The following is a 26979-nucleotide window of genomic DNA, read 5'->3' on the forward strand; positions in this document are numbered from 1 at the left end:
AATTTACCAAATTGGCAGAAGTGATAGGTAAGTTAAAAATTAATGAATAAAATGAACAACTTATTAAACGGCTGAACGGGGTGGAGTGTTACGTTCACAACTGAACAAAGTGTTTTCAGATAAATTTTAAGCTTATAGCGTAATTAGGGTACTGTATTACATTACCTAACACTATATGCATGAAAACCTCTACCTTTTTTAGCAGATATTTAGCCTCGCTACTGCTGCTGTTATTCACATCAATAAATATTTATGCCCAGCGTAATTTTGCAACTACACAGCAAAGCAGTGCCGCAAGTTTGCTGTGCCTGGGCTGCGTGGTTAACAATCAGGGCAGCGCTATTGACGGCAACCTGCAAACCTACTCCACCTTAAATGTAACGCTGGGCGTTGCTGCCGTTACATACCAGGAGCTGATCTTTCCGGGGGCGGCAAAAGTTGCGGCCAACACACCGGTAACCCTCAAACTGGGGTCGGGCGATAACCTGCTTGATCTTACAGCCCTTGGCGGCATCAGCATCAGGGCTTATAACGGTAATAACCCCGTTGGCGGTGCTATATCGGCAGGTACACTGGTTAGCGCGGTAAGCAACAATAACCAGGTACAACTTACCATAACGCCCACCCAAACTTATGATAGGGTAAGGGTTACCCTAAACGGCGGGCTTGTTGGCGCTTTAAGCAGTATTTATTTGTATGAGGCTTTTTACAACGGCCCGGCAAACGTTGCCTGTAACAATGCTTATGATGAATTGCACGGTATATCATCGGCCCTATTAAATTTAGGTGTTAACGTAGGCGGGGTGGCTAACCCTGCCAATGCAATAGATGGTAATATCAATACGGCATCAACCTTAAATGCGGGTGTTGCAGCAGTAGGCGCTTATGCACAGCAAACCATTATTTACGAAAGGCTTTCAGTTTTGGGTGATTCTATCCGGATGACACTTTCTTTACCACAGGCATTGATAGATGCGGGTGTGCTCACTAATATATCTATAACTACGTTTAACGGCAATACCAGCAATAATGATGCTGTGGCCTTTAACTCGGCGTTATTAAACGTGCGGCTGCTTGATCTGGCTGCGGGCCGGCGTAAGCTTACCGTTACCTATGCGCCCACTAAAACGTATGACAGGGTGCAGCTGCGCCTGGGTGGCGGTGTAGCCAATGTGCTATCAACCTTAAACCTTTTTGAGGCCGAAAAGCTGATACCACGCCCCATTATAAAATTTAATAATGTAGTTACCAATAACGCTAATGTATGTGCGGGCAGTACGGTTACACTTACGGCAACAGCTGTACCTAATACTACCTTTAACTGGTACACTGCCGCTACGGGCGGTACACCTGTATTTACAGGCGCTACCTTTTCGCCGGGTGTATTAGCGGCAACCACAACCTATTATGTATCTGCAACCCGTGCGGGCTGTACCGATGCATCTGAGCGCACAGCCGTTACCGTTACTGTAAACCCAATACCTGCCGCACCGGTTATTACCAATAGCAATAGCAGTGTGTGCCCCGGCGGTACGGTAACTTTTACAGCGCAGCCGGTATCGGGTGTTACCATAAACTGGTATGCTGCAGCAACCGGCGGTACGCCTGTAGCCACAGGCAACAGTTTTACAACAGGTGCCATTAACGCAACTACCAGCTTTTATGCCGAAGCTGTAACAGGCGGCACCTGCCCAAGCCCAACCCGTACTGTGGTTACGGCAACATTAAGTACTTTACCGGCAACACCAGCCCTAACTGCAAATAATGTTACCATTTGTACCGGCGATGTAGCCATATTGTCGATAGCCTCTCCGGTGGCGGGGCAAACCTATAACTGGTATAGCACTGCAACAGGTGGTACGTCGTTATACACCGGCGTTAATTTTACCACGCCGGCGCTAACCAGCAACGCCATTTACTATGCTGAAGCTGTAAATGTTACCGGCTGTGGAAGCAGCACAAGGGTACAGGCTAATGTAACCGTATCCCCAAAACCAGCCGACCCTGTATTGGCTGCTAATAATTTAACGGTAGCTGCAGGGCAAACGGCCACCATTAATGTAACTAATGCGCAAACCGGGGTTACCTATCGCTGGTACACATCGGCAAATGCAGCTACGCCTGTTTTTACCGGCAACAGCTACATTACCCCGCAATTATATACCAACACTACTTATTATGTAGCCGGTTTTAATGCCGCGGGATGCCAATCGGTAAACCGTACAGCTGTTACTATTAATGTTACTATCAACAATAACACACCTTGTACTTTTGCCAGCGTGCAGGTACCGGCTGTTAATGGTTTATGCATAGGCTGCAGCATTACCAATGCTGCACTGGCAACAGATGCCGATACCACAACGGCATCAACCATAACGGTACTGGCCGGGCTTACCGGTGGCTACGCACAGCAAACACTGCAGTTTCCGCAGGCTGGTTTTGCGGGCGATACCGTAAAACTGGTATTAAGCACCCCTGTTGGTTTAGCTGATGCCAGCGTACTTGGCCAGATCAGCATAGCGCTTTACAATGGTGCTACCTTAGTAGGCAGGTACCCGCTTAATAACGCTTTAATAAAAATAAGCCTTTTGGGCGGCGGCAACCGTTATGCTGTTTTTGTGCCTGCAACTGCCGCTTATGACAGGGCCGAGATCCGCTTGGCATCCGGTGTAGCTACGCTGTTAACCTCGCTGAATGTTTATTATGCGGCACAACAATATCCAACCCCGGTATTTGCCAACGGGTCGCCGCAGATCTGTAGCGGAAGCCCGGCAACATTAACGGTAAGTTCACCTGCCAACGGTACTATTAAATGGTACACCAGCCCGGTAGGCGGCACCGCTGTTGCTACAGGTATAACTTATACCACCGGTAACCTTAGCACCACTACTACTTATTATGCCGAATACAGCAGGGGCACATGCGTTAGTCCAACACGTTCGCCTATTACGGTAACCGTGAACGATCCGCCCGCAAAGCCAACCGTAATACCGCCAAATGCAACCATTATAGCAGGGCAAACAGCTACGTTTAAAGCAACGGCAGCTACAGGCGCTACCGTAAACTGGTACGAAGCGCCAACAGGAGGTATGCCGGTGTTTACAGGCAATACCTTTATCACCCCGGTACTATCTGCCAATAAAACTTATTATGCCGAGGCCGTATTGGGCAGCTGCCCATCACCAGACAGGACTGTTGTGCCCGTTACCGTTACACCGGTAATAGTGCCCAATGTAACTGTTACGCCGCCCACACAAGCGGTTGACCCCGGTACATCTGCCACGCTTACCGCATCATCAACCACGCCGGGAGTTACCTTTAACTGGTACACTGCCCCAACTGGCGGCAGCATAGTTTATACCGGTGCAACCTTTAATACACCGCCGGTGCTTACACCAACTACTTACTATGCCGAAGCTGTGGTTACGGCAACCGGAGTAAAATCTGCTACCAGGGCGCCGGGTGCTATCACACTAAATTCGGTATCAAATAATCCCGTTCCCTGCGATGCTGCCATCAGCCAAACTAATAACACCAGCGGTTTGCTTTGCGTGCTTTGCGGTATCAGCAACCCCAACGGATCTATAGATGATAACCGCAATACCTTTACCCAGCTAAATGTACCTGTTGGTTTGGTAGGCGGTTATGCCGAGCAGATCCTCCGTTTTGCCAATACAGGCCGCAGCGGCGACAGCGTAATAGTGGAATTAGGTGTTCCGGGTGCTTTGGCTAGTGTGGGCGTATTATCTCAAATAAGCCTGGCAACCTATAATGGCGCTACTTTTAATAACGACCGTGCCAATTTAAACGGCGCACTAATAACGGTAAATCTTTTAAGCGGTACAAGCCGTTTCCGCGTAGCTTTTAAAGCTAACGCCGATTTCGACAGGATAGAGATCAGGCTAAACTCTGGGGTGGCCGGGGTATTAAGCGCGCTTAATATTTATGATGCCGCACAGGTTGTGCCTGCACCGGTTGTTGCCGCACCAGGCGTAACAGCTTGCCAGGGCACACAAACTACCCTTACGGCTACCGTGCCTGCCCATGTAACCGTAAAATGGTACACCACTGCACAGGGCGGTTCGCCAATTGCTACAGGCGCAACCTTTAACACGCCGGTATTAAACGCCAGCACAACGTATTATGCAGAAGCCAGCAGGACTGCCGATGGCTGTACCCAAACCACCCGCACGCCGGTAACGGTTAATGTTACCCCAACACCTGCGCCGCCAGTAGTGAATACACCTGCAGTTACCGTGTGCTCCGGCCAGCCGGCTACTTTTACTGCAAATGCAGTTGCGGGTGTAACTTTTGCCTGGTACACCACGCCAACAGGCGGCACGCCGGTATTTACAGGCAATCCCTTTATTACAGGGCCGCTTACTGCCACGGCAATTTATTATGTACAGGCGCAAGGCGCGGGCCAGTGCGGCAGTTCTACCCGCACGCAAGTAACAGCTAATGTAACTGCCACTCCACTGGTGCCGGTTGTATCACAAAACCCAACGCAAACCTGTGCGGGTACATCAGCCGTGCTAACCGCAACATCAACCCAGCCGGGCGTTATCTTTAACTGGTACACCGCAGCTACGGGCGGCACGCCTGTATTTACAGGTGCAACCTTTACCACACCTGCTTTAACTGCCAATACATCTTATTATGTAGATGCTACACTGGGTGCCTGCACAAGCAGCACCAGGGCCAAGGCAGATGTAGTGGTTAACCCAACACCGGTTGCCCCAACAGTAACCATTAACCCTGCCGGCGGCCAGGTCACTTCTGGCCAAACCGCTACGTTAACGGCAACATCAACCACTGCAGGCGCAACATTCAGATGGTACACATCAGCCAGCGGCGGTACCGCTATATTTACGGGCAGTAGTTTTACTACGCCGGTATTAACCTCAACTACTACTTATTATGTAGAAAGTGTGCTGGCAGCATCCGGCTGTACCAGCCCAAGCCGCACACCTGTTACGGTTACTGTAAACCCAATATTTTCCACTTCGTGCGATTTTGCATCAACCCAAACATTTGATGTAAATGCAGGCCTGGCCTGTATCGGTTGCAGCGTAACCAATCCTAACCAGGCAGTTGACGCGGATACTACAAGCGCCAGCCAGATCAACCTGCCGGTGGCTGTAGGTTCATACGTTGGCCAAACACTGATATTTAGCGATGGCGGTTTGGCAGGGGATAGCGTTACGATCAAAATAGGCGGTGCATCCAGCCTGCTGTCTGCCGGGATACTTAGTCGCATCCAGGTAGCATCTTATAACGGCGCTACCTACAATGGCGACCGCACCAGTATCAGCAGCAGCGCTATCAGGCTGCGTTTACTGGCCGGTAATACCATAGCGGTGATCCGCTTTGCACCGGGTGCCGCTTACGATAGGATAGAAGTGCGGTTTAACAGCGCTTTAGCGGCCTTAAACACCTTTAGTATCTATTATGCCAGCAAACAGGTAGATGCACCAACAGTGGCGGCATCTACGGTAAACATATGTTCGGGCGGTAAAGCAACGTTTACTGTGAGTAACCCAAGGCCGGGTGTTACTTATACATTTTATACCACTGCCACAGGCAATACGGTTGCAGGCACCGGCACAACTTTTACAACCGGTATATTAAATAATACACAAACTTATTATGTAGGCAGCAGCCGCACATCAAACGGCTGTGCCAACCCTAACCGTGTGGCAGTAACTGCAAATGTTACACCTACGCCGGTTAACCCTGTATTAAACCAAACCACCGCTACAATTTGCGCAGGCGATAACGTAACCTTTACCGTTACCAACGCCGGTACAGCAATTGTAAGGTGGTATAATGCCCAAACCAACGGCACACTGCTGTTTACAGGCCCAAGCTACACCGTATCGCCGGTTAACAATACCAGCTATTATGCCGAATTAACCAATAGCAGCTGTACCAGCCCGGCACGTACCACAGCAACGGTAACCGTAAACCCGCGCCCTGCCAAGCCGGGGGTGTCGGCAGCTAACTTAACCGTATGCAGCGGCAGCCCGGCAAATCTTACTGTACAAAACCCCGAAGCCGGTGTTACTTATAACTGGTACACCGCAGCAACAGGCGGAACCATAGCCTACACCGGTGCAGCCGTTACTACAGACCCGATTACACAGAATACTACTTTTTATGTAGAAGCAGTAAGCACCACCGGCGGATGCACCAACAACGGCGGCCGTACCCCGGTTAATGTTACGGTAACCGCACAGATCAGCGCACCAATATTAAATGCTGTAACAACGCAGGTTTGCGCTGGCGGCAGTGTAACAATTAGCGTTAATAACCCGGTTGCCGGCCAGCAGTATAGTTTTTATACAGCTGCAACAGGCGGTACACCTGTGTTTACAGGCACCAGCTATACCATTAATAATATTACAGCAGATGCCTCTTACTTTGTTGAAGCATCAAACGGTACCTGTATCAGCGCAACCCGCACCCGTACAGATATTACCGTAACAGCTGCGCCAAATCCACCGCAGGTACAAGCGCCGGCAGGCGGCCTGGTGGCCTGCGAAGGTGCCGACTTTACCATCAGCATTGCCAGCCCGCAGCCAGATTTGGTTTATCGCTGGTATAATGCGCCAACAGGCGGTACCTTATTATATACCGGCACCCAGTTTACGGCATCTATCATGGTAAATACTACATTTTATGTAGAAGCCGCAAGTGCAGGTGCTTGCAACCCATCGGCCCGTACCCCGGTATCTGTAACGGTTAGCCCGTTACCTGCCGACCCAACTGTAGGCTCGCCAAACGTGAGTGTTTGTCCTGGCAGCAGCGCCACTCTAAGTGTTACCTCGCCTCAGGCAGGTATCACTTACAGGTGGTATGATTCGCCTGGGCAAACTACCGTGCTGTTTACAGGCGCCACCTATGTTACCGGCCCTGTAACAGCTACAACAAACTTCTATGTAGCGGCATTTAATTCGGCAGGTTGTAGCAGTTCCAACCTGGCCCAGATGCAGGTTAACACCCGTCCATCGCCGGCAGCCCCGGTAGTAGCAAACGGCAACCCGGTTAGCACTTGCCAGGGTGCATCAGCAACCTTAACCGTTACCGATGCGCAGGCAGGTTACACCTATAATTTTTATACGGTAGCAACCGGTGGTACACCAACCTTTACAGGCGCCAGCTTCGCTACACCGTTGTTAAGCAATACTACAACCTATTATGTAGAAGCTGTTAATGATGGCGGCTGCCCTTCAACTACGCGCACTATGGTAACGGTAACGGTTAATCAGGCGCCTGCGGCACCGGCTGTAAGTAGCAACGGCACGCAGATATGCCCTAACAGCAGTACAACATTGCTGGCAACGGCAGCTGCAAATACTACCATAAAATGGTATGCTGCAGCAACGGGCGGTACCGCGTTATTTACGGGTGCCAGCTTTACCACGCCGGTATTAAGTGCTACTACTACCTATTATGCAGAGGCGGTTAGCAGTGTTACCAGTTGCGCATCCCTAACCCGCACACCGGTTACGGTTACCATTCTTGGCCCGCTGCCTGCTACAACGGTGAGTGTGTTAACCACTACCACATCAAGCGTAACATTTGCTTACACAGCGGTACCTAATGCTACAGGTTATGAGGTGAGTTTAGATAACGGTTTAACCTTTATCACCCCAAGCTCGGGTGCGGCAGGGTTAAGCCATACCGTTACAGGCTTAAATCCCAATCAATCGGTAACCATTATTGTACGTGCTTTGGGCGATCTGCCTTGTCTGCTAGGTGCAAACTCCATAGCAGTAACGGGTACGGCAAGCAATCCGTTTGGTGATGGCATATTTGTACCGAATGCCTTTACGCCAAACGGGGATGGCAATAACGATATCCTTTATGTGTATGGCAACACCATTCAAAAACTCAGCTTCTCGGTTTACGACCAATGGGGTGAGCAGCAGTTCAGGTCTACCAACCTGAACAGCGGATGGGACGGTACTTACAAGGGCAAGGCACAGCCGGTGGGTGTGTACGTGTACTATGTGGAAATAACGCTCAATAGTGGCCAGGTAGTAAAGAAGAAAGGCACCGTTACCCTGATACGATAACCGGATTAACTCATTAGATAATACATCACCTAATATATACCTGCACATGAAAAAATTAACGATCATGATGATAGCGGCGCTGCTCCAGTTTGGGGCAGCCAACCGCCTGATAGCCCAGATAGATCCTCACTTTTCGCAATACTACGCCTACCCGCTTTATCTTAACCCCGCACTTACGGGGGTAATGAATGGTGATTTGCGTATTAATGCCAATTTTAAAAACCAGTATGCTAATATCAATAATGCTTACCAAACCGGTGCCCTATCAGTAGATTACCGGCCTACAGATAAGGTGGGGCTGGGTTTTAACGTAATTAACCAGGCCGCCGGCGATGTTGGCTATAATTACTTTGCAGCTTACGGCTCGTTCGGTTATGCTGTTGCAGTATCAAACGATGGCTTTAAAAAGTTGAGTTTTGGTGTGCAGGCGGGATTAATAAACCGCGGTTTCGACCCCAGCAAAGCGCAGTATGGCAGCCAGTATAATCCCAGCAGCGGGTTTGACCCTACACTGCCCAGTAACGAAAACTTCCTCAACTCTAATGCAACCATTTTTGATGCAGGTGCGGGTGTTTTTTATTACGACGGTGACCCTTTGCACAGTGCAAACATTTTTGGCGGCTTAAGCGCATCACACCTAACACGGTCTAAAGACCCTATAGCAACCAACAGCGGCACAGCGGCTATACTGCCTATCCGGTGGACAGCCCATGCCGGGGTACGCATCAAAGCATCAGATTTTTTTGATTTTATACCGCATGCCGTGTATATGCGGCAGCAAAAGGCCGAAGAAAAAGCCGTTGGCGCTTATTCTGAATTTAAAATGAATAACGATAAGGGGTTTATTATAGGGGGGATGTACCGTTTTAAAGATGCGGCTGTAGCAAATGTGGGGTATCGTGTAAACAGCCTTATTATAGGGGCCAGTTATGATTTTAATACCTCATCGCTTAACCGTGCAACCTTTGGGCAGGGCGGGTTAGAACTGTCTTTAAGTTATGTTTTCCGCAAGCGGATCCAGGAACCCGAACCAATTTGCCCAAGGCTATAAACCCTATCAATATGAAAAAAATATTATTTACCCTGTTAATACTTATTCTGGGTGTTGCGGCCAATGCCCAGTATAGCAAAGATAACCCGCGCGCCCTGGGCGATAAGGCCTTTAATAATAAAGATTGGTACGAAGCCGCCTATTATTACCGCAAGGCAGCCGAAGGTATGAGCCTGGTTACCCGCCAGTCTATCCCTTACAGCGGCGGTGGCAAAGCGGCAAAAGATGGTGCCAAAATGAGCAAAACTACAGACCGCGCTTACATTTGCTATCGCCTGGGCGAAGCTTACCGCGGATACGAGAACTACCTGGAAGCCGAGCCCTGGTATTACCGGGTGATCACCGAAAATAACGAAGCAAAATACCCTCTAAGCAGGCTTTGGTATGGCGTATGCTTACGTGCCAATCAGCATTTTGATGAGGCCATAAAGCAGTTGAGCCAGTTTAATATGGCTTATAATGGCGATGCCAAATATAAAACCATCGCCGAAAAGGAGATCCAAACCTGTAATTTTGCAAAGGATCAGTATAAATATCCCATTATGGCCGAGGCTGTTAAACGCAAAGGCTCCTGGAATTCAGATGGATCTGATTACGCCATGTGGCAGCGCGATGGCAACAGCTATTTTACCTCATCGCGGTTTGTAAAGGACGAGAAAACGCACATCAACCGCATTTACATGCTGCCAAATAAAGATGGCGGGCAGCCGCAGATCATTAAATTTAAAAGTGATGATAATATTAAGGACCTGGAATATGGAACGCCGGCATTTTCTCCGAACGGGCAGCGTATGTATTTTACCCGCTGGTATAAGGCGGGCAGCAAAAGCACTTATGGTATTTACACCAGCACGTTAACCGGTACAGAATGGAGCACGCCACTAAAGCTTAACTCCAATGTTAATGCAGATGGCTTTAATGCCATACAGCCATTTGTAACGGCAGATGGTAAACGCCTGTATTTTGTATCTACCAAACCCGGCGGGCAGGGTGGCGACGATATTTGGGTGGCCGATCTGGGCAGCGATGGTAACCCAACCAACTCAACCAACCTGGGCAGCGATATTAACACCGGTATGGATGAGCAGGCGCCTTATTACGATGCGCAAAGTAAAAGGCTTATCTACAGTTCTAAAGGGTTTTTAGGCTTGGGTGGATTTGATTTTTTTGAAAGCTACGATGCTGATGGTAAATGGACAGCACCTGCAAACATGGGCTACCCCATGAATTCGGCCAAGGATGATCTGTATTACGTACCTGATAACGTCGACCAAAATAAATTTTATATCAGCAGCGATCGCGAGTCGGATTGCTGCCTGAATTTGTTCGAGGTGACGGATAAACGCCACCTGCTTACCGGTTTGGTATTAGATTGCGATACCCGTACCGCGCTGGCCGGGGTTAAGGTAAGCTTTGTTGATTCGCTGACCAGGCAAACCGTTAAACAAATAGTTACAGATAACACCGCCCGCTATAGTTTTGATGTGAAAAATACCAGGCCATATACGCTGGTGCTCGAAAAACAGGGGTACTTTACCAAGGTGCTTCCGGTACCATCGTCTGGCAAGATGAGCGGCGATACGTTGTTCAATCCAGAGATCTGCCTGCAGGCCTTTAAGGTTGATAAGCCCATCGTAATTAAAAATGTGCTGTATGATTATAATATGGCCACCCTAAGGCCCGAATCAAAAACCGTACTGAACGAGTTGGCCACCATCATGAAAGATAACCCCAAAATAAGTATTGAACTGGCTGCACATACAGATTCAAAGGGATCTGACAAGTATAACATGGGCTTATCGCAGCGCCGTGCGCAGGCTTGTGTAGATTATATTGTTAGCCTGGGCATTCCCGAAGGGCGTATTTACGCCAAAGGCTATGGCGAAAGCAGGCCGATTGCCCCCAATATATTGCCCAATGGCAAAGATAACCCCGATGGAAGGCAGCTAAACAGGCGAACAGAATTTAAAGTGTTAAAATTAGAATAGAAGGAGAGGAACAAACTATGAAAAACGCAATTGCCATTACCCGGCCAACGCTTAAAACCAAAGGATTTTCTACGCATCACATTGATATTTTTAACTGGATACTGCGTGGTAAAACCAATCGGGAAATCAACAGTATGCTGGGTTATACCAAACGCTCGCACGCGGTGGTTGATCATTCCCGCAAGGTGATGTATAAACTACTTGCTTTTGAAGAGCTATGCCGTAAAGATCACTCAGACCGAATTATTTATCCCCGGAACTACCAGTTTTGGTGGAAGAAATTATTTGATAAGCACATGAGCACTCTGTTGTCTGTAGCCATAGCCCCTGGTTTTTACGAAGGCAACGAATAACAACCTTTTCCCTTAATAATAAACAAGCCGTCCCATTTTTTTAATATTGGGATGGCTTGTTGTTTCATAAAAAGTAATAATTGCCTTAATAACCACGGTTATCAGGCTTGGCCTGTTGTACAGCCTGCTCTACCTTTTCGGTAGCGTAGGTTTTGGCTTTTTCAAACCATTCCGGTGCATCCTCGGTAATATCATCAAGGATAGAGCGGCCGTTAGGGCCTTTTTTAGTAATATAGTTTATCCCATACCCAATGGCTGCGCCAACTGCTATAAATCTTAATAAGCCCATGATGTTGTTAATTTAAGTAAATGTTTGTACTAATTCATTTGCAAGTATGATGCCAAAGGGAGGGCTTTGTTACGTTATATTTTTTTGATACGCTTCTATCAACTTTTTAGTAGCCCTGTTGCGCCAGGCGGTTAGCAGCAGTTCTTTTAATTCTTGTGGGTCGGCATGTGCTAAACGTACCAGCATATAATTATAGTTAAGGTAATGGGCGGTAATGTGGTAAACATCCGGCTTGGCATGCATCCATTTGTCGCGATCAAGTGTGCCTAAAACCAGGTTTTCCCCGTCTTCTTTAATGCGTGCAAATATTTTTTTGTTTACATAAAATGCGGGGGTGCCAAAATATAGTTTCTCGGTAACCCCAGGCAGGTGCAGCAGCGTGCTACGCAAAAATTGCAGAAATAAAAGGCATCCGTTGCCATAAGGCAAGTTAAGCAAACTTAATCACATCGAAAAAAATTATTGCTTTAAGCATATCAGGGCAAATTTGCGGCAGATTAAAACTTAAAGGCCATATTAAGGTTGTAGGGACATAAAATTAGATACATGGAAAATTTTACAATGCTGCAGTTTTTTGAATGGTATTCCCCGGGCGATGGCACCCTTTGGGATCATTTAAAAAATGAATCGGGCCGTTTAAAAAATATAGGGATAGATGCCGTTTGGCTGCCGCCGGCGCAAAAAGGTGCGGCGGGCGGTTACTCGGTAGGGTATGATGTTTACGATATTTATGACCTGGGCGAATTTGACCAAAAAGGATCTGTACGTACCAAATACGGTACAAAGCAACAGTTGCTTGATGCCGTGAATGCTGCTAAAGAAGCAGGCCTTAATGTTTACGTTGATGTGGTACTTAACCACATGGGTGGCGCCGATGAAGCCGAACGCTTTACCGTGCGTAAAGTAAATCCCGATAATCGTAACGAATTTATAAGCGAACCTTACGAGATAGAATCGTTCACCAAATTTACTTTTCCGGGCAGGCAGGGTCAATATTCGCAGTTTGTGTGGGACTGGCAATGCTTTACCGGTGTGGATTTTGACAGCAGCACACAAGAGACCGCCATCTTTAGCATCCAGAACCAGTATGGCGAGGCGTGGGAAGATGTAGTAGGGGATGAGAACGGTAACTTTGATTACCTGATGATGGATGATATTGATACCCGCAACCCCGCCGTGCGCGATGAACTGAAGCGCTGGGGAAAATGGTACCATGATACCATTGGCTTTAACGGGATGCGCCTGGATGCCATTAAACATATTTCGTTTGATTTTTATAATGACTGGCTTGACCATATGCGCAGCCAAACCGGGCAGGAACTATTTACCGTTGGCGAATACTGGAGTTATGAAGTAGGCCTGTTAGAAGAATATTTGGAGGCAACGGGCGGCCGCATGTCGCTGTTTGATGCGCCTTTGCATAATAATCTGCATGAGGCTTCTGTACAGGGCAGTAGTTATGATCTGACAACCATATTTGATAACACACTGGTTGCGCTTAAACCGGATAAAGCGGTAACACTGGTAGAAAACCATGATACCCAACCCCTGCAATCGCTTACCCAGCCGGTAGATTTTTGGTTTAAGCCCATAGGCTATGCGCTGATATTGTTGCGCGAAGGCGGCTACCCCTGCCTGTTTTACCCGGATCTTTACGGATCTAAATACACCGATAAGGGCGACGATGGCAACGAGCACGAAATTATACTGGCACCCGTAGCCGAACTGGAAAGCCTGCTGCACATTCGCAAGTATGTTGCCTATGGCCAGCAGCGCGATTATTTTGACCACCCGAATTGCATAGGCTGGACCCGCGAGGGCGACGACGAGCATCAAAACTCTGGCTGCGCTGTAGTAATATCAAACGGCGAAGAGGGCAACAAAACAATGGAAGTTGGCCAGCGCCATGCCGGTAAAACTTTTGTAGATTACCTGGGCAAGCACGATGCCGAAATAACCATTGGCGACGATGGCTGGGCCGATTTTTTGGTAAGGGCAGGCTCGGTATGCGTTTGGGCGGTTAAAAATTAGTATTAGTTGTAATAGCTTTTACAGGCCCCGCCGAACACATATTTGGGGAATAAAATCAACAACAAGTGTTATGCTTAAACAACGCGTGGTTTATAGCGGCAGTTGTTAGTAAAATAATAGCCGTCATATAGCAGGGGTTAACATAGTTTCGCCATTGCAAACAACATTAAATCGCCATTTGCAGTCAAAAATTCGGATAAGCGATTTTTTAACTGGTTGCTGATAAAAAAAATAAGGTATGCGGCCTGGTTTTTGCCACTATAGCAGCATAAAGGGTTAGCGCTTTTATTACCCTATAACCGATTTATACTAAACAGATATCTAAATTATGATTACTTCATTGGTAACAGGCGGGGCCGGCTTTATTGGCTCACATGTAGCAAAACATTGTTTAAACCTTGGGCACAAAGTGATTGTGCTGGATGATCTTAGCGGTGGTTTTGAAGACCATGTACCGCAAGGCGTAGAGTTTATGGAAGGCTCTATCAACGATGTTGAACTGCTGGAGGCCTTGTTTGAGAAGCACCGGTTTGATTATGTTTACCATCTGGCTGCCTACGCTGCCGAAGGCTTGTCGCACTTTATCCGCAGGTTTAATTATAATAATAACCTTATCGGTTCTGTTAATCTTATCAACCTGTCAGTTTTATACAAGATTAAATGTTTTGTGTTTACCTCGTCAATAGCGGTGTATGGTGCAGGGCAACTGCCCATGTTAGAGAGCATGGTGCCACAGCCCGAAGACCCATACGGTGTAGCCAAATACGCAGTAGAGATGGATTTGAAGGCGGCTAAACACATGTTCGGTTTAAATTCGGTGATCTTTCGCCCGCATAATGTTTATGGCGAGAACCAAAATATCGGCGATAAATACCGTAACGTTATCGGTATTTTTATGAACCAGATAATGCAGCAAAAACCCATGACCATATTTGGTGATGGCGAACAAACCCGCGCATTCAGCTATATTGACGATGTTGCCCCGCATATTGCCAACTGTGTAAATGTACCTGCTGCGTATAACCAGGTATTTAACGTTGGTGCCGATAAGCCCTACACGGTGAACGAACTGGTACAGGTAGTTGCCAAAGAGCTGGGTGTGGAACCCAAAGTTACCCATCTGGAAGCACGTAAAGAAGTTATGCATGCCCACAGCGAACATTCAAAAGCAGCCGGTGTATTTGGCAACAGTAAAAATGTAAGCCTGGAAGAAGGGATAGCCAAAATGGCCGCCTGGGCAAAAGTGGTTGGCTCCAGGGCCAGCGCCGAGTTTGACAACATAGAGATAGAAGAAAATCTGCCGCAGGGCTGGAGCAAGAAATCAATGGCTGTTTAATTCCTGAAAAAGATTATCGGTTTTTCGGTAAACATTTATATTTTTGTGCCAAATAATTAAGCAAATGCAAAATTCAACAGAAAACGCAAATTCAGTAAGTCACTATAAATTCTTAGTTCTGACGGTTGTTATTGGTTTAGTAGGTGTTTACTTACGCTTTGTAGAGTTTCCTCACGCTACGCTGATCTCTAACCTGATCTTGTTAGTAGCTTCCGGCTTATGCTTAAAAGCAGTTTTTGGGATTCTTAAATAAGTAATGCATCATGATATAATTAAAGCGCTGCCAGTTTTGGCAGCGCTTTTTTTGTTTGTACGCTCTTTCGTCATTTTTCTGAAAAGATAGCCCAGGTAAGTAAAGCACGCCCTGTTTTTGTCGCGATCGTACCGCAAGATGCTTATATTGTTTACTGATATTTGGATATAGACAAGCAATTATAGCATTAAAATTAATTTATGAGGAAGTTAAAGTTACAGATACAAATGACCATTGATGGTTTTGTAGCCGGTCCCAAAGGTGAGTTAGACTGGCAATTTCTTCCGGGTGCTGCACCAGACCCTAATAGCTTTAAAACGGTGATAGATATTGCTGAAAGTAGCGACATTATTTTATTAGGCCGTAAAATGACCCGTGAGTTTATTGATTATTGGGAAAATGTGGCAGACAATCAGCCCGATAGCCCCATGCATTCTTTTGCACAAACCATGGTAAACATGCGCAAAATCGTTTTTAGCCGCACAGAAAAGAATATTATTGGCAGGAATTTAGAAACAGAGCATAGCGACCTGGCTACAGCGGTGAAACAACTAAAGCAAAAAGAGGGTAAAGATATTTTGGTTTATGGCGGTGCTGATTTTGTAAGATCGCTGGTTGACCTGGATCTTATTGATGAGTATTACATTATCAGGAACCCGGTTGCTATTGGTAAGGGCCTTTCTATTTTTAAGGAAAGAAAGATCCTCAATCTGGAGAGCACCATCTCGTTCAAAAGCGGTAAAACGATAAGCAAATACTTACCTGCACAGGCACTATAGATCGCTTTTCTTAACCGCGTTATAACCCATGTTAATTAAAAATCCATAACCGTACTGCCGGAGGCGCGAAGTATCGCGCCTTTACAATTGTGGTTATTAATGTTGTTGAACATGACCGTAGAGGCGCGATACTTCGCGCCTTTAAATAGCATTATAACCTGCTTAATTGAATATCATAACCGAGTCTGCCATAGACGCGATGCATCGCGTCTATACAATTATTCCTCGGCATTTTTAGGGCGGTATTTTGATTCGTTCAGGATCTTTTGGGCATCCCTGTTGGCCATAAGCTGCTGCAGGGTAATATCGGGGTGCTTGTCCATATATTGTTTTACAATCTGCCAGCCGGTCCATACGGCCAGTTTGGGGGCCGAATCGTTCTTGTCGCCGAGGCCGGGGGTAAAGGGGGCCTCATTCAGGTACTTTTGAATTTTCTGGAAATCGGTTTCGTAAAGCAGGTTCTCTTCTAAAAAAAATCCCCAGATGTTGGCCTTAAAGTCGTCGCACCATTTTATCTGTTGCGCAGTGTATCCAATTTTGGTAGAATCGGCTACATCGGGCAGGGTTTGATCCATAAAGTACAATATCTTGCCGTTGTAGATCATTTTTGCCAGCAGGGAGTTGTCCCGGTCATCCTCGGGGAACATATCTTCGCGGGCAATTCCTTCTACTACACGCGGGGTAATGTTATCGGGCGTAAACCTGCGCGATATATAATGCGGAAAATTCTCTATCAGCGCCGGGTAAAATCGCGAATCGGCACCCAAAAAAAGGTCTAAACCAATACCAAAATAACCATCGCCAATAGTGGTTTGCGCCCTAAAACCCGATAGGTAGGCATATACCTTTGGCAAACGCTTTTGCGGGTAATAGTATTTTATCCTGCGGAAGGCATCCGTTAGTTCTGCATCCTGCTTATCCATGTCGGGATAAACGGCGTCAACATCATGCTTAAGATCGGTATAAGCCTGGCCTGCAAAAATATCGCGCAGGTTTTTATAATAGTTGGTATCTGCCGTACTGCCCGCTTTAATTATACGTTCAATAAAATCCTGGTAAAACAAGCCGTATTTATTTTGCAGCAGGGTTATTTGAGGTGTGAGCGGGTGGGTACGCAATTGGTCAAAATCTTTGTCAAAGCGTTCTATCTTAACATTTACCGGTATGTTGCTTACATCAACTTTTTTATTGCGCTTGCAGGCCGTAAAAATAAGGCACAGTAAAAAACTTAAGTATATAACTGTTGTTTTACATGAATTAGACATCATAAATAACGTTTTAGCAAAAATAATTTTTTTATTTGCATTAAAGGGGGAGAATAGTGAGTAGTTAAGTAATGATCAGTAAATGGTTAACCGTTTCTGATTAGACCTTTCACCCACTCGCCACCCACCAATTACCACTCATTAATAACATGAAAATAGCATTAGCCCAGCTTAATTATCATATTGGTAACTTTGAATCTAACACCCAGAAAATAATTACCAGCATCCGGGAAGCAAAACAGAACGGGGCCGACCTGGTTGTTTTTGCCGAGTTATGCGTATGTGGTTATCCTGCGCGTGATTTTTTGGAGTTTAATGAATTTATAAGCCTGTGTGATGCCGCCGCCCACCAAATAGCTGCAGCCTGTACCGGGATAGCCTGCATCATTGGCCTGCCAACACCCAACCATAATCCCGAAGGTAAAGATCTGAACAACTCGGCCTATTTTATAGATAACGGCGAGATAAAGGCTGTTGTAAACAAGGCCCTTTTGCCCAACTACGATATTTTTGACGAGTACAGGTATTTTGAACCATCAACCACATTTAATTGCATAGATTTTAAAGGTAAGCGTATTGCACTGACCATTTGCGAGGACCTTTGGAACACTATTGAGAACCCGCTGTACATTACCCGCCCCATGGATACGCTGATTAAGCAAAAGCCGGATGTGATGATCAATATTGCGGCATCGCCTTTTGCTTATAACCATGATGAAGAGCGAATTGCCATACTAAGCGATAATGCCGGGCGGTATAACCTGCCCCTTTTTTATGTAAACCACGTTGGCGCACAAACCGAACTGATTTTTGACGGCGGATCTTTAGTGTTTGATAAAAATGGCAAAATAGCCGATGAGCTACCTTATTTTTCGGAAGCTGTAACCTATTACAATTTACATGATGACGGAAGCATCAGCTTTGAACATCAAACTACCCAAAAGGCCAACCGCGCAAGCGATATAGAGCAGATATACCAGGGGCTTATTTTAGGCATACAGGATTATTTTTATAAGTCGGGCTTTAAGCAGGCCATTCTGGGGTTATCCGGCGGGATAGATTCTGCCGTGGTGTGCGCGCTGGCTGCCGAGGCGCTTGGGCCGCAAAATGTAATGGCTGTTTTGCTGCCTTCCAAATTCTCCAGCGATCATTCTTTAAAGGATGCCGAAGACCTGGTGGCTAACCTGGGCTGCAAATCTGAAACCATCGCTATAGAAAAAATTACGGATGCGTTTGAAAACTCGCTGCACCCGCAATTCCAAAATCTGCCGTTTAACATTGCCGAAGAGAACATCCAATCGCGCAGCAGGGCGGTACTGCTGATGGCTATGTGTAATAAGTTTGGCTACATTCTGCTCAATACTTCCAACAAAAGCGAGGCTGCCGTAGGTTATGGTACGCTTTATGGCGATATGTGCGGCGGAATTTCTGTTATTGGCGATGTGTTTAAAACGCAGGTTTTTCAGCTGGCCCGTTATATTAACCGCCAGCGGGAGATCATCCCGGAGAATACCATCGTAAAACCACCATCGGCAGAGCTAAGGCCCGACCAAAAGGATACCGATTCGTTACCGGAGTATGATATACTGGATGCCATACTGGTGCAATATGTAGAGCGCCGCTGTTCATCCGCAGAAATCATAAAGCAGGGTTTTGATAATGCCGTAGTGCATAAAGTGCTGCGCCTGGTTAACCTGGCCGAGCATAAGCGTTACCAAACGCCGCCAATATTAAGGGTATCGCCCAAGGCATTTGGCATGGGCAGGCGTATGCCGATAGTAGGCAAATATTTGATGTAACTACACGCTAAAAACGGGGTAGAGGATTACTGAGAATAATTATTTTTTGATTTGCAATAAAACTGTTAAACCTTTGTTTACTTATTAGTCTAAAGCAATATAAATATTTGGTAAGGCCATGAAAAAATATATTCACTTAATGCTGGCGGTGGCTTGTATGTCTGCCCTGTCGGCCTGCAGCAGTTATAATTATTATACTGCAGCCCAAAACAAAACTAATTTATCTGCTTATCGTACGTTTGCCCTGGCAGGCCCAACAACCAGCCGTAACAAGCAATGGCGCCCGCTGGATGAAATTGGCAACGGCAAGATACAGAAGGCCACAGAACAGGCTTTAACAAGCAAGGGCCTGGTGATGGCGCAGCAAAACCCCGATTTGCTGGTGCACTATGCAACAGTTACCGGCCGCGGCTCTAAAATGGAATTTTATACCCCTTACTACGGCGGCTTTTATGGCGGCTGGGGGTGGGGCGGCGGATGGTACCGCCCGTGGGGATGGGGCTTTGGATACGGCGGCTGGGGTGGCCCGTGGGGTGGTTACGGCCCTACTTATGCACAAAAAGTACATTATAAAGAAGGTACCATTATTATAGATCTGGTAGATAGTAAAACCCAGCGCATCGTATGGCGCGGTTATGGTGTTGGCGAATTGCGCAACCCAAAACAAACCATGAATGATATACCCAAAATTGTTGAAGGTATTATTAAACAATTAGACCTTGCCCCGCCATTAACAAGATCATAAACGTTACCAACGTTCTAAAAGCAGGTGTCTATTATATTTTATAAAATATAGGCAACCTTGTAAGCGCTTTTATGCTCACAAATATTATAGTTGTATAGCATTTAACGCTTTTTGTTTTTGATGCATCTTATAAGCCCCGTAAATAACGGTAATGGCAACCAGCAGGTACACCCAGGTATCAAGCGGTATTTCACAAACATCATCAATATCACTTCCGTTGCAATTGCCAACAGGTGGGTCTGTAGCTGTTTGCGCAAACGCTGCCATATTAATGGTTAAAAGGCATAACAGCACTAATCCCTTCTTAATTATTCTCATCATCCCTTTAATCTTATAACTTAATAAATTTTGCAATGCCTAAATCTGTTTTTGTTTTATTATTGGTAACCCTTATAAAATAGCTGCCCGGTATTAAATTACCCACGTTATCCTGCCAGTTGGGCTGTGGCGACGTAACCGATTTTACAATTTCGCCATTACTGTTAGATATAACGATGGTGTATGACGTGCTATTGCTTTGCTGCCCCACCACGCTTAAATTAATGGTGCTGCTTACCGGGTTAGGGAACACCATAAAGTTTTTGTTCTCGGTAATATCGTTAACGTTGGCATATATAATATTAATGCTTTTAGAGTAGCTGATGCTACCGTTAACATCATCCTGCTTTAACCGATACTGGTTTACACCCGTTATCGGCGAAGGATCTGTTAAGGTGTACCTGCCAATGCCTGATGAAAGCAAGCCGCCAACTACGTTAAATGTTTTACCGCCATCTATGCTTTTTTCTACCGTAAAGTTGGTGTAGTTGCTTTCGTTTTCGGTAACCCATAGCAATTGCGCGCCTGCTTTAGCCTTGGTGCCGGTAAAGTTAAGCAATCTTAAGCCTTTATCAGGGTTTTGCCTGATAATAAGGCTAAAACGCGCCGAGCTGTAAGTGTTGGTGTCGGCTCTTTCGATATTAAAACTGTAAGATTTATACAGGCGGATATTCAATGAATCCTTTTTGAAGCTGTCCATCAGCCAGATATCATACAGATCGGGGATGTTTTTTTGCTCGGTTAAATTCAATTGGTACACGCCGCTTTCGGTAGCGTTTACCTTTAAACGTATTTTTTGATTTTTTTGCAGCAGCGGCAGCCTGTTGATACTTAACGAAACGTTATCTGCAGATAGGCTTGATAAACTGATCACCCCGATACCCGGGCGGTAAGCAGCGTCTTCATCAAAAGTATAAGCCGGGGTTGCGTTGCTTTGAAAGCCAATGTAAATGTCATCATTGTTCACGGTATCTTTAAGCAACTGTAAGCGCACGTGCGTGTCCGGGTCGGTGTTGGCTGCTGCTACGCTTCTAACGGTTGCTTTATCTGCCATCAGCAGGGTAGTGTTAACCGTATTTTGCACCGTAGATTTTGCCGACTCGTTAAAGATAAGCTGTGCCGCTGCAGAAGTTGCCACCACAAAAAAGCCCTGGCCGCTTACAATATACCGGCTGCCGTTATTTGTGCCTGTCCCTGTACCCGGTGTAACACCTTTTTGATAGGTGGCAAAGTTTTTGGTACGCGGGTTAAGCTCATAAATGGTGTTGCCTATGTTAACGCCATAAATACCGCTGGTAGATGTGGTAGTGTTAAACGTATCCCAATCAATAGTGCTGGCGTAGGGGTTACCAACCAGGTTGTAGCCCCTTACGGTAGTAGTGGTAGTGGTATAACCCAGGTTAGCTGAATTTGGCGTGTACCAGTTTTTTACCGTGATCTGCCCGGTGTTTAAAGTGCCTGTTGCCGTTATTACGGCGCTGGTTGGCACATAATTTACATTTCTTTGCGCTGTAATGGTAGCCACATTTCTATCGCCCCTGTAAAAGAATTGCACACCGTTACCAACCGGGATATTAATAGGGCCGCCATCAATATCAATATTATAATTTGGAGTGGTGCTGATGGTATTGATGCCGCGATAACTGCCGTTGGTAAACGAGGTTGTTAGCGGTACCCTGTCTTCCCTAAACAGGTACAGGGTTGGGTTGCCGGCCAGATCGAAGCCGTTTGTGCCCACATCTGTAGTGCCGGTAAGGTAAGATGTGTTTTTTAAGTAATTAACGCTGGTTACCCTGTTGCCGCCAACTGTGGCTGCATAAACCGGCGACGATATTAAACGGTAACCTCTGTAATTAATGGTACCCCCTGTAATATATCGCTCAACACTTACCGTACCTGTTATGGTAGATGCGGCCGGCAATGTGCCTACATAAGCCGTAGCTGTAGCGGTAGATTTTAAGGTGAAGATTGTTGTTGGGTCGATAACCAGTTTACCCGATGGCAGGGTGAGTGCATTGTAAATATCAACTGGGCCGCCGCTTAGGGTAATGGTACCTGCCGCAGAGTTATTGATGGTTAAACTGCCGATAGACGTGGTATTGCCTGTTGCAGCAGCAGTATAGGTTTGTGCGGCTAACGAACCGTTAAAGTTGATGGCTGAATTGGTGCTGCCGTAGGTTATGGCACCATTGTTAACGATGTTACACCCTACATTTAAGGTTTGCCCGTTAACGCCAAGGCTGATGCCACTGTTAACAGTCAGCCCGTATAAGGTCATGGCCGATGTAAGGGTAGTTGCACCGGATATGATAAAATTCTCTTTACCGTTAAACGATGGTGTGGCCGATGCGCCCGTTATGTTAGATTGATAAGTGCTGCCATTATAAGTATAGGTAACGCCGCCCGGTATGGTAGTAACGTTTACAGGGTCGGCAGTGGTGGTGCCTTCAATGGTAAAGCCGCCGGGGTCCGACTGGTTATTGAACTCGGCCTTTACCCAGTCTGCAGATAGGGCGGTGCTGATCACCCGCGATTCATCTATCGTTCCTGTAAAGTTCTCATTACCGCCAACGTTGTAGCTGCCAAATACAATGGTATTGGGTGTGCCTATGTTAGTGCCTGTAGTACTTGTTTTAGCAAGGGCGCCATCTATATAAATGGAGTTTGTAGTGCCGTTATAGCTGTAAACCACATAATGCCAGGCGCCCGAGGCCGGGGTAAGATCACTGCTTACCACAATGGCGCCGCCATTTGAGTTGTTACTTATGGATGAATTAGCGGTACCCCTGAAAGCAATTTGTGAATAAGATGTGCCGTTTTGTAATACCATGGCATTCGCAGCATAAGCCGGGTAAGCGCCATAATACATCCAGGTAGACATGGTTATCGGCGTGTTTAGGGCGGTTAGGCCAGCTGCCGTAGTTTTGGATACGGTACCCCCGTTAAGCGTTGTGCCGGTTAGTATCTGGGCGTTTGACCGGGTAATGTTTGTAGCACTTGCCGTAAGGTCGTTACCCGAGCCGGTTGCATCTATAAGCGTTGCAGTAGTGGTAGAGGGTACCTCGCCAAAGTGCCAAACCGCTTTGTAGTTTGATGAAGTAGTGTTAACGGTTTTCCAGGTGTTTTGGTAAAATGCAGTGGTATGTGTGGCCGGGGCCGTAACATTGCCGTAAAAAAAGTTAAGGCTGTTATTATTTGTGCGGTAAATGGTTGGTATTTGTACCCAAACAAATATGGTGCCCGTGGTTTGGTCGTAAGATTCTATCTGGTAAGGCAGCTCGGTTAGCGGTGCGCTGGGGTCTGTAAAGGCAAAATCATAGGCCGGGCCGTTAGGGAATTGTACCCGGTTGCTGCATCCGCCGGTTGTAATAATAAGGCCGGGATCAACAATTTTTAATAACACCGGGAACCTGGTTAGGTTGGCATTTATGCCTAAGCCGGTGGTATTCAGGGTAAGTGGCAGGCGGTAAGCATAACCGGTTAAAAAGGTATTGGGGTTAACTGTAATGTTTACCACCGCAGTGGCATTACCTGCCGCGTTTGTAGCGGTAACCGTGTAGTTAGCTGCAGCACTTGCAGCAGTTGGCGTACCGCTGATAACACCAGTATAATTATTAAAAATTAAACCTGCTGGTAGCGTAGGGCTGATAGCATAGCCGGATGCGGTAGACTTTAATATACTGCCAAAATTGTAACCTGTAAAATACAGATTGCCGGATGCATCCACGGCTACAGCAGTAGGCGAATCTCCGGTGGTGAATAATTTGGTAACAACACCTGCGGGGCTTATCATATTAATAGAGCGGTCGCCGGCTGCAATACCTGCTTCTGCTTCATAAATGTTTCCGGCATCATCAATATCCATACTCCTTGGCGAGCTCAGGCCGGTTGATACAAATGTGGTTTGTGTGGTAGTGCCCGATGCATACTTGTAGATTTTGTTGCTGCTGTTACCGGGGCCGGGCTCTGATACGTAAATATCACCCGCGCTGTTTACCGTTACACCCCAGGGCGAATTTAAACCGGTAGCAATATAAGGTGCACCAACAGCTATTGTTCCTCCGTCGGTTGCACTGGTAATGGCACTGGTAGCTACTTTATAAACTTTACCGCCGTTAGCTACCGCCGAGTTTCTGTCTACAACATATAAATTCCCGGCAGCATCAAGGCTTACCCCTGTAGGTTCGGTAAAGCCGGTTAAAATAGTTACGTAGTTGGCCGATGTTGTTTTAACAATGGTACCTGTACCCCTGTTAGCCACATAGGTAGTACCTGCTGCATCTACAACTACCCCGGCAGGGCTGTTATAACCATATTTTGCCGCATTTTGGGTAAAAAGAAGTGTGCCTGTAGCATTGTAAATATAGGTAGCATTATTATTGGTGCTGGTTACATATACATAACCTGTTGCAGGGTTTACAGCTACCCCGTTGCTTTGTGTAATATTAACAAAAGTAGCAGGCGCCCCGTAAGCGCCTACATCGCCACCTGTAAGTGTAGGTGCCAAAGGCGTTATGGTTGTGCCTACCGTATAAAACTGCGGCGTTGCATAGCTTAATGCCGGCGCCGGCGGGTTTACCGTTATAGATAAATTAAAGGTAGCGCTTCCGCTTATATTAGTAGCAGTAATGGCATAGCTGGTTGCTGTGCTAATGGTAGTTGGGGTACCCGTAATTTGCCCGGTAGTAGGGTTTAAGCTTAGGCCTGCAGGTAAGCCTGTTGTTGTAAAGCTGGTTGGGCTGTTGGTAGTGGTTGGGTTTAATGCGGTTATAGCCGTATTAACCGTGTAAGTTTGCGGCGATACATAAGAAATTGTTGGTGGAAGCGGGTTAACAGTGATATTTATTATCGCAGTACCGCTACCATTAGCATTTGTACCCGTTACTGTGTAACTTGTAGCCGTGGTGGCTGCAGTTGGCGTGCCGGTGATTATACCGGTTACAGGGTTAAGGGTTAACCCGGCGGGCAAAGCGGGGCTAATACTATAATAACTGCCAGTGTATTTTTGCACATTGGTGGAATTGTAATTGGTTACCAATATATTACCCGCAGCATCATAAGCAACACCGCTGGGCCCGTTTAAGCCTGTTAAAACGGTAGTTACCGTTCCATATGGCGTTACTTTTTTGATAGCATTATTCCCGCCATCAACCACTGTTAAATTACCTCCCGGATCGAAATCTAAAGTACTTGGGCTGCCACTAAAGCCGGTAGCAAAACTCACAATGGTGGTTGTGCCCGATACTACTTTGTTAACTACACCATTTTGCCCTACAAACAGATCGCCTGCGCTGTTAATAGCCACCGCCGATGGCGCTGTAAAGCCTGATTTAAAGATGGTGGATGTTGTGGCACCTGCAGCTATCCGATAAACATTGCCTGTATTAGAACTGGCTACATAAATATTATTTGATGCATCTACAGCCAGGCCGAGTGGCTGGCTTATACCGGTAATGTAACTGACCACCCCGCCAGGAGTAACTTTAACAATCCTGTTGTTCCCATAGTCGGATATGTATAAATTAGCATTACCATCAAATATAAGTTGCTTTGGATTGACTAAAGTATAAGTTCCTGTTAAATATGGGTTTGTGGCAATAATGGTACCTGTTGGTGAAAAATAACTTAGTGTGTTAGAAAAATTACTTAGCGCAACAATATTGCCCGTAACAGGGCTCACATCCACGCCTGATGGACCGGCAATAGTGCTCGAAAATACTTGAGGGGAATATGTACCTACTGCCCCGCCGCTATGGGTTGGTGCAAGCGCGGTAATAGCAGTACCCACGGTAAAGGTTTGGGGTGTAGCGTAAGAAAAAACAGGATTTAAGGGCGGTGTACTAAAATTATAAGTTTGGGAATTGGTATTATTTACCGTTATACCACCCGAAAAGCCGTTTTGAGTTATTTGTGCCGCAGAAGGTAAAGAGAAATTAAATGGCGATAATGCATTAGTTGTAGTTGAAAAGTTAATTAAGATATAAAAATAAAAAGTAGAGCCGGTTCCTGCTGCGCCGGTTAAACTCGGCCATCCTCCAAGTTGTATTCCAAGACCACCAGGGTTTGCACTATAAGTATTAAGTGGTGCAGAAGCAGCAAGGTTTGGATTTGCAGATGCAGTTTGTCTTAAACTTACAGATGTTACCTGTCCTCCATTTAAACCTTGAGATGAGGCAATATTAGCAGGTCCGCCGGTAAATGTGCTACCTGCCGGTACAAACACTGAAAGGCCATAAACAACCGCATTAGATACCCCCCTTACATAAGTAGGGGCATTGCCCTGCAAAGAGGTAAATAATACCTGTGCCCTTAATGATACAGATAAGCAGATGAAACCGATGGCCAGGAAATATCTAAGTAGTAATTTTTTCAAATCTTTAGGAGTTTAATCAATCGTTTAAATCAATCTGTGCGCGCGTAATGCAATAATAGTGCAAATGAAACAAAAACAACACTTTAATACGCGTTATAATAAATAATGCGTTTATTTGGCTATGTACGTATAAGTTGCTAAAAAGGTTTGCTTTAAAGCTGCAAATACAGCCATAAGCCCAAAATACTTTTGTAGAAATATATGCGCGTTTTGGGTAGGTTATTCTACAATTTAACTATGTAATTATTAACACATGTTTATTTGGCAAAAGGTTTAATTGAGCGAGAAAAACGTAATTCAAAAGAAAGGTTTTTAATT

15 protein-coding genes are annotated in these 26979 nt (G+C 46.2%); 10 read left to right on the forward strand and 5 right to left on the reverse strand.

Annotated features, from left to right (window positions below; translation table 11 throughout):
• Positions 1 to 179 precede the first annotated feature (179 nt).
• The 4 genes from E2R65_RS07835 to E2R65_RS07850 are packed head-to-tail and all read left to right on the forward strand — an operon-like array spanning position 180 to position 11473.
• Positions 180 to 8081, forward strand: coding sequence for a gliding motility-associated C-terminal domain-containing protein (locus E2R65_RS07835; protein ID WP_134335922.1), 7902 nt, complete (start codon positions 180 to 182; stop codon positions 8079 to 8081).
• Between the two features lie 46 nt (positions 8082 to 8127).
• Positions 8128 to 9132: a PorP/SprF family type IX secretion system membrane protein gene (locus E2R65_RS07840; protein WP_134335923.1), complete on the forward strand. Its 1005-nt coding sequence runs from the start codon at positions 8128 to 8130 to the stop codon at positions 9130 to 9132.
• A gap of 11 nt (positions 9133 to 9143) precedes the next feature.
• A complete protein-coding gene (locus E2R65_RS07845; RefSeq protein WP_134335924.1) occupies positions 9144 to 11120 on the forward strand; it encodes an OmpA family protein in 1977 nt (658 codons plus the stop codon).
• Positions 11121 to 11137: 17 nt separating this feature from the next.
• Positions 11138 to 11473, forward strand: a complete 336-nt coding sequence (locus E2R65_RS07850) for a hypothetical protein (protein WP_134335925.1) — start codon at positions 11138 to 11140, stop codon at positions 11471 to 11473.
• Positions 11474 to 11558: 85 nt separating this feature from the next.
• Here the strand turns inward: E2R65_RS07850 and E2R65_RS07855 are convergent, their stop codons facing one another.
• A complete protein-coding gene (locus E2R65_RS07855) occupies positions 11559 to 11762 on the reverse strand; it encodes a YtxH domain-containing protein (RefSeq protein ID WP_134335926.1) in 204 nt (67 codons plus the stop codon).
• 69 nt (positions 11763 to 11831) lie between these two features.
• Positions 11832 to 12152 (reverse strand): MmcQ/YjbR family DNA-binding protein, encoded by a 321-nt coding sequence (locus E2R65_RS07860; RefSeq protein ID WP_158285238.1) that lies wholly within the window; start codon positions 12150 to 12152, stop codon positions 11832 to 11834.
• A 156-nt stretch (positions 12153 to 12308) separates the two neighbouring features.
• Between E2R65_RS07860 and E2R65_RS07865 the strand changes: the two genes are divergently transcribed.
• From E2R65_RS07865 to E2R65_RS07880, 4 genes are all read left to right on the forward strand, one after another.
• The gene (locus tag E2R65_RS07865; protein ID WP_134335928.1) at positions 12309 to 13793 is read left to right on the forward strand and encodes an alpha-amylase; all 1485 of its coding nucleotides are present in this window, start codon (positions 12309 to 12311) and stop codon (positions 13791 to 13793) included.
• A gap of 328 nt (positions 13794 to 14121) precedes the next feature.
• On the forward strand, positions 14122 to 15129 hold the full coding sequence (locus E2R65_RS07870; protein WP_134335929.1) for an NAD-dependent epimerase/dehydratase family protein: 1008 nt from the start codon (positions 14122 to 14124) through the stop codon (positions 15127 to 15129).
• A gap of 64 nt (positions 15130 to 15193) precedes the next feature.
• Entirely contained in the window at positions 15194 to 15382 is a 189-nt protein-coding gene (locus tag E2R65_RS07875; RefSeq protein WP_134335930.1) for a hypothetical protein, read from the forward strand.
• A gap of 200 nt (positions 15383 to 15582) precedes the next feature.
• Positions 15583 to 16161 (forward strand): dihydrofolate reductase family protein, encoded by a 579-nt coding sequence (locus tag E2R65_RS07880; RefSeq protein ID WP_134335931.1) that lies wholly within the window; start codon positions 15583 to 15585, stop codon positions 16159 to 16161.
• Positions 16162 to 16379: 218 nt separating this feature from the next.
• On the opposite strand, the gene gldB is transcribed toward E2R65_RS07880, so the two are convergent.
• The gene (gene gldB, locus E2R65_RS07885; RefSeq protein ID WP_308472298.1) at positions 16380 to 17429 is read right to left on the reverse strand and encodes a gliding motility lipoprotein GldB; all 1050 of its coding nucleotides are present in this window, start codon (positions 17427 to 17429) and stop codon (positions 16380 to 16382) included.
• A gap of 146 nt (positions 17430 to 17575) precedes the next feature.
• On the opposite strand from gldB, the gene E2R65_RS07890 reads away from it, so the two are divergent.
• Together E2R65_RS07890 and E2R65_RS07895 are read left to right on the forward strand one after the other, a co-directional pair.
• Positions 17576 to 19225 (forward strand): NAD+ synthase, encoded by a 1650-nt coding sequence (locus E2R65_RS07890; RefSeq protein WP_134335932.1) that lies wholly within the window; start codon positions 17576 to 17578, stop codon positions 19223 to 19225.
• Between the two features lie 118 nt (positions 19226 to 19343).
• Entirely contained in the window at positions 19344 to 19970 is a 627-nt protein-coding gene (locus E2R65_RS07895; protein WP_134335933.1) for a DUF4136 domain-containing protein, read from the forward strand.
• Positions 19971 to 20054: 84 nt separating this feature from the next.
• Here the strand turns inward: E2R65_RS07895 and E2R65_RS07900 are convergent, their stop codons facing one another.
• Together E2R65_RS07900 and E2R65_RS07905 are read right to left on the reverse strand one after the other, a co-directional pair.
• Positions 20055 to 20291, reverse strand: a complete 237-nt coding sequence (locus E2R65_RS07900) for a hypothetical protein (RefSeq protein WP_134335934.1) — start codon at positions 20289 to 20291, stop codon at positions 20055 to 20057.
• A gap of 10 nt (positions 20292 to 20301) precedes the next feature.
• Positions 20302 to 26661, reverse strand: coding sequence for a DUF2341 domain-containing protein (locus E2R65_RS07905; RefSeq protein ID WP_134335935.1), 6360 nt, complete (start codon positions 26659 to 26661; stop codon positions 20302 to 20304).
• Positions 26662 to 26979: the final 318 nt, after the last annotated feature.

The sequence above is a fragment of the Mucilaginibacter phyllosphaerae genome, assembly GCF_004378255.1.
In the GTDB taxonomy this organism is placed as follows: domain Bacteria; phylum Bacteroidota; class Bacteroidia; order Sphingobacteriales; family Sphingobacteriaceae; genus Mucilaginibacter; species Mucilaginibacter phyllosphaerae.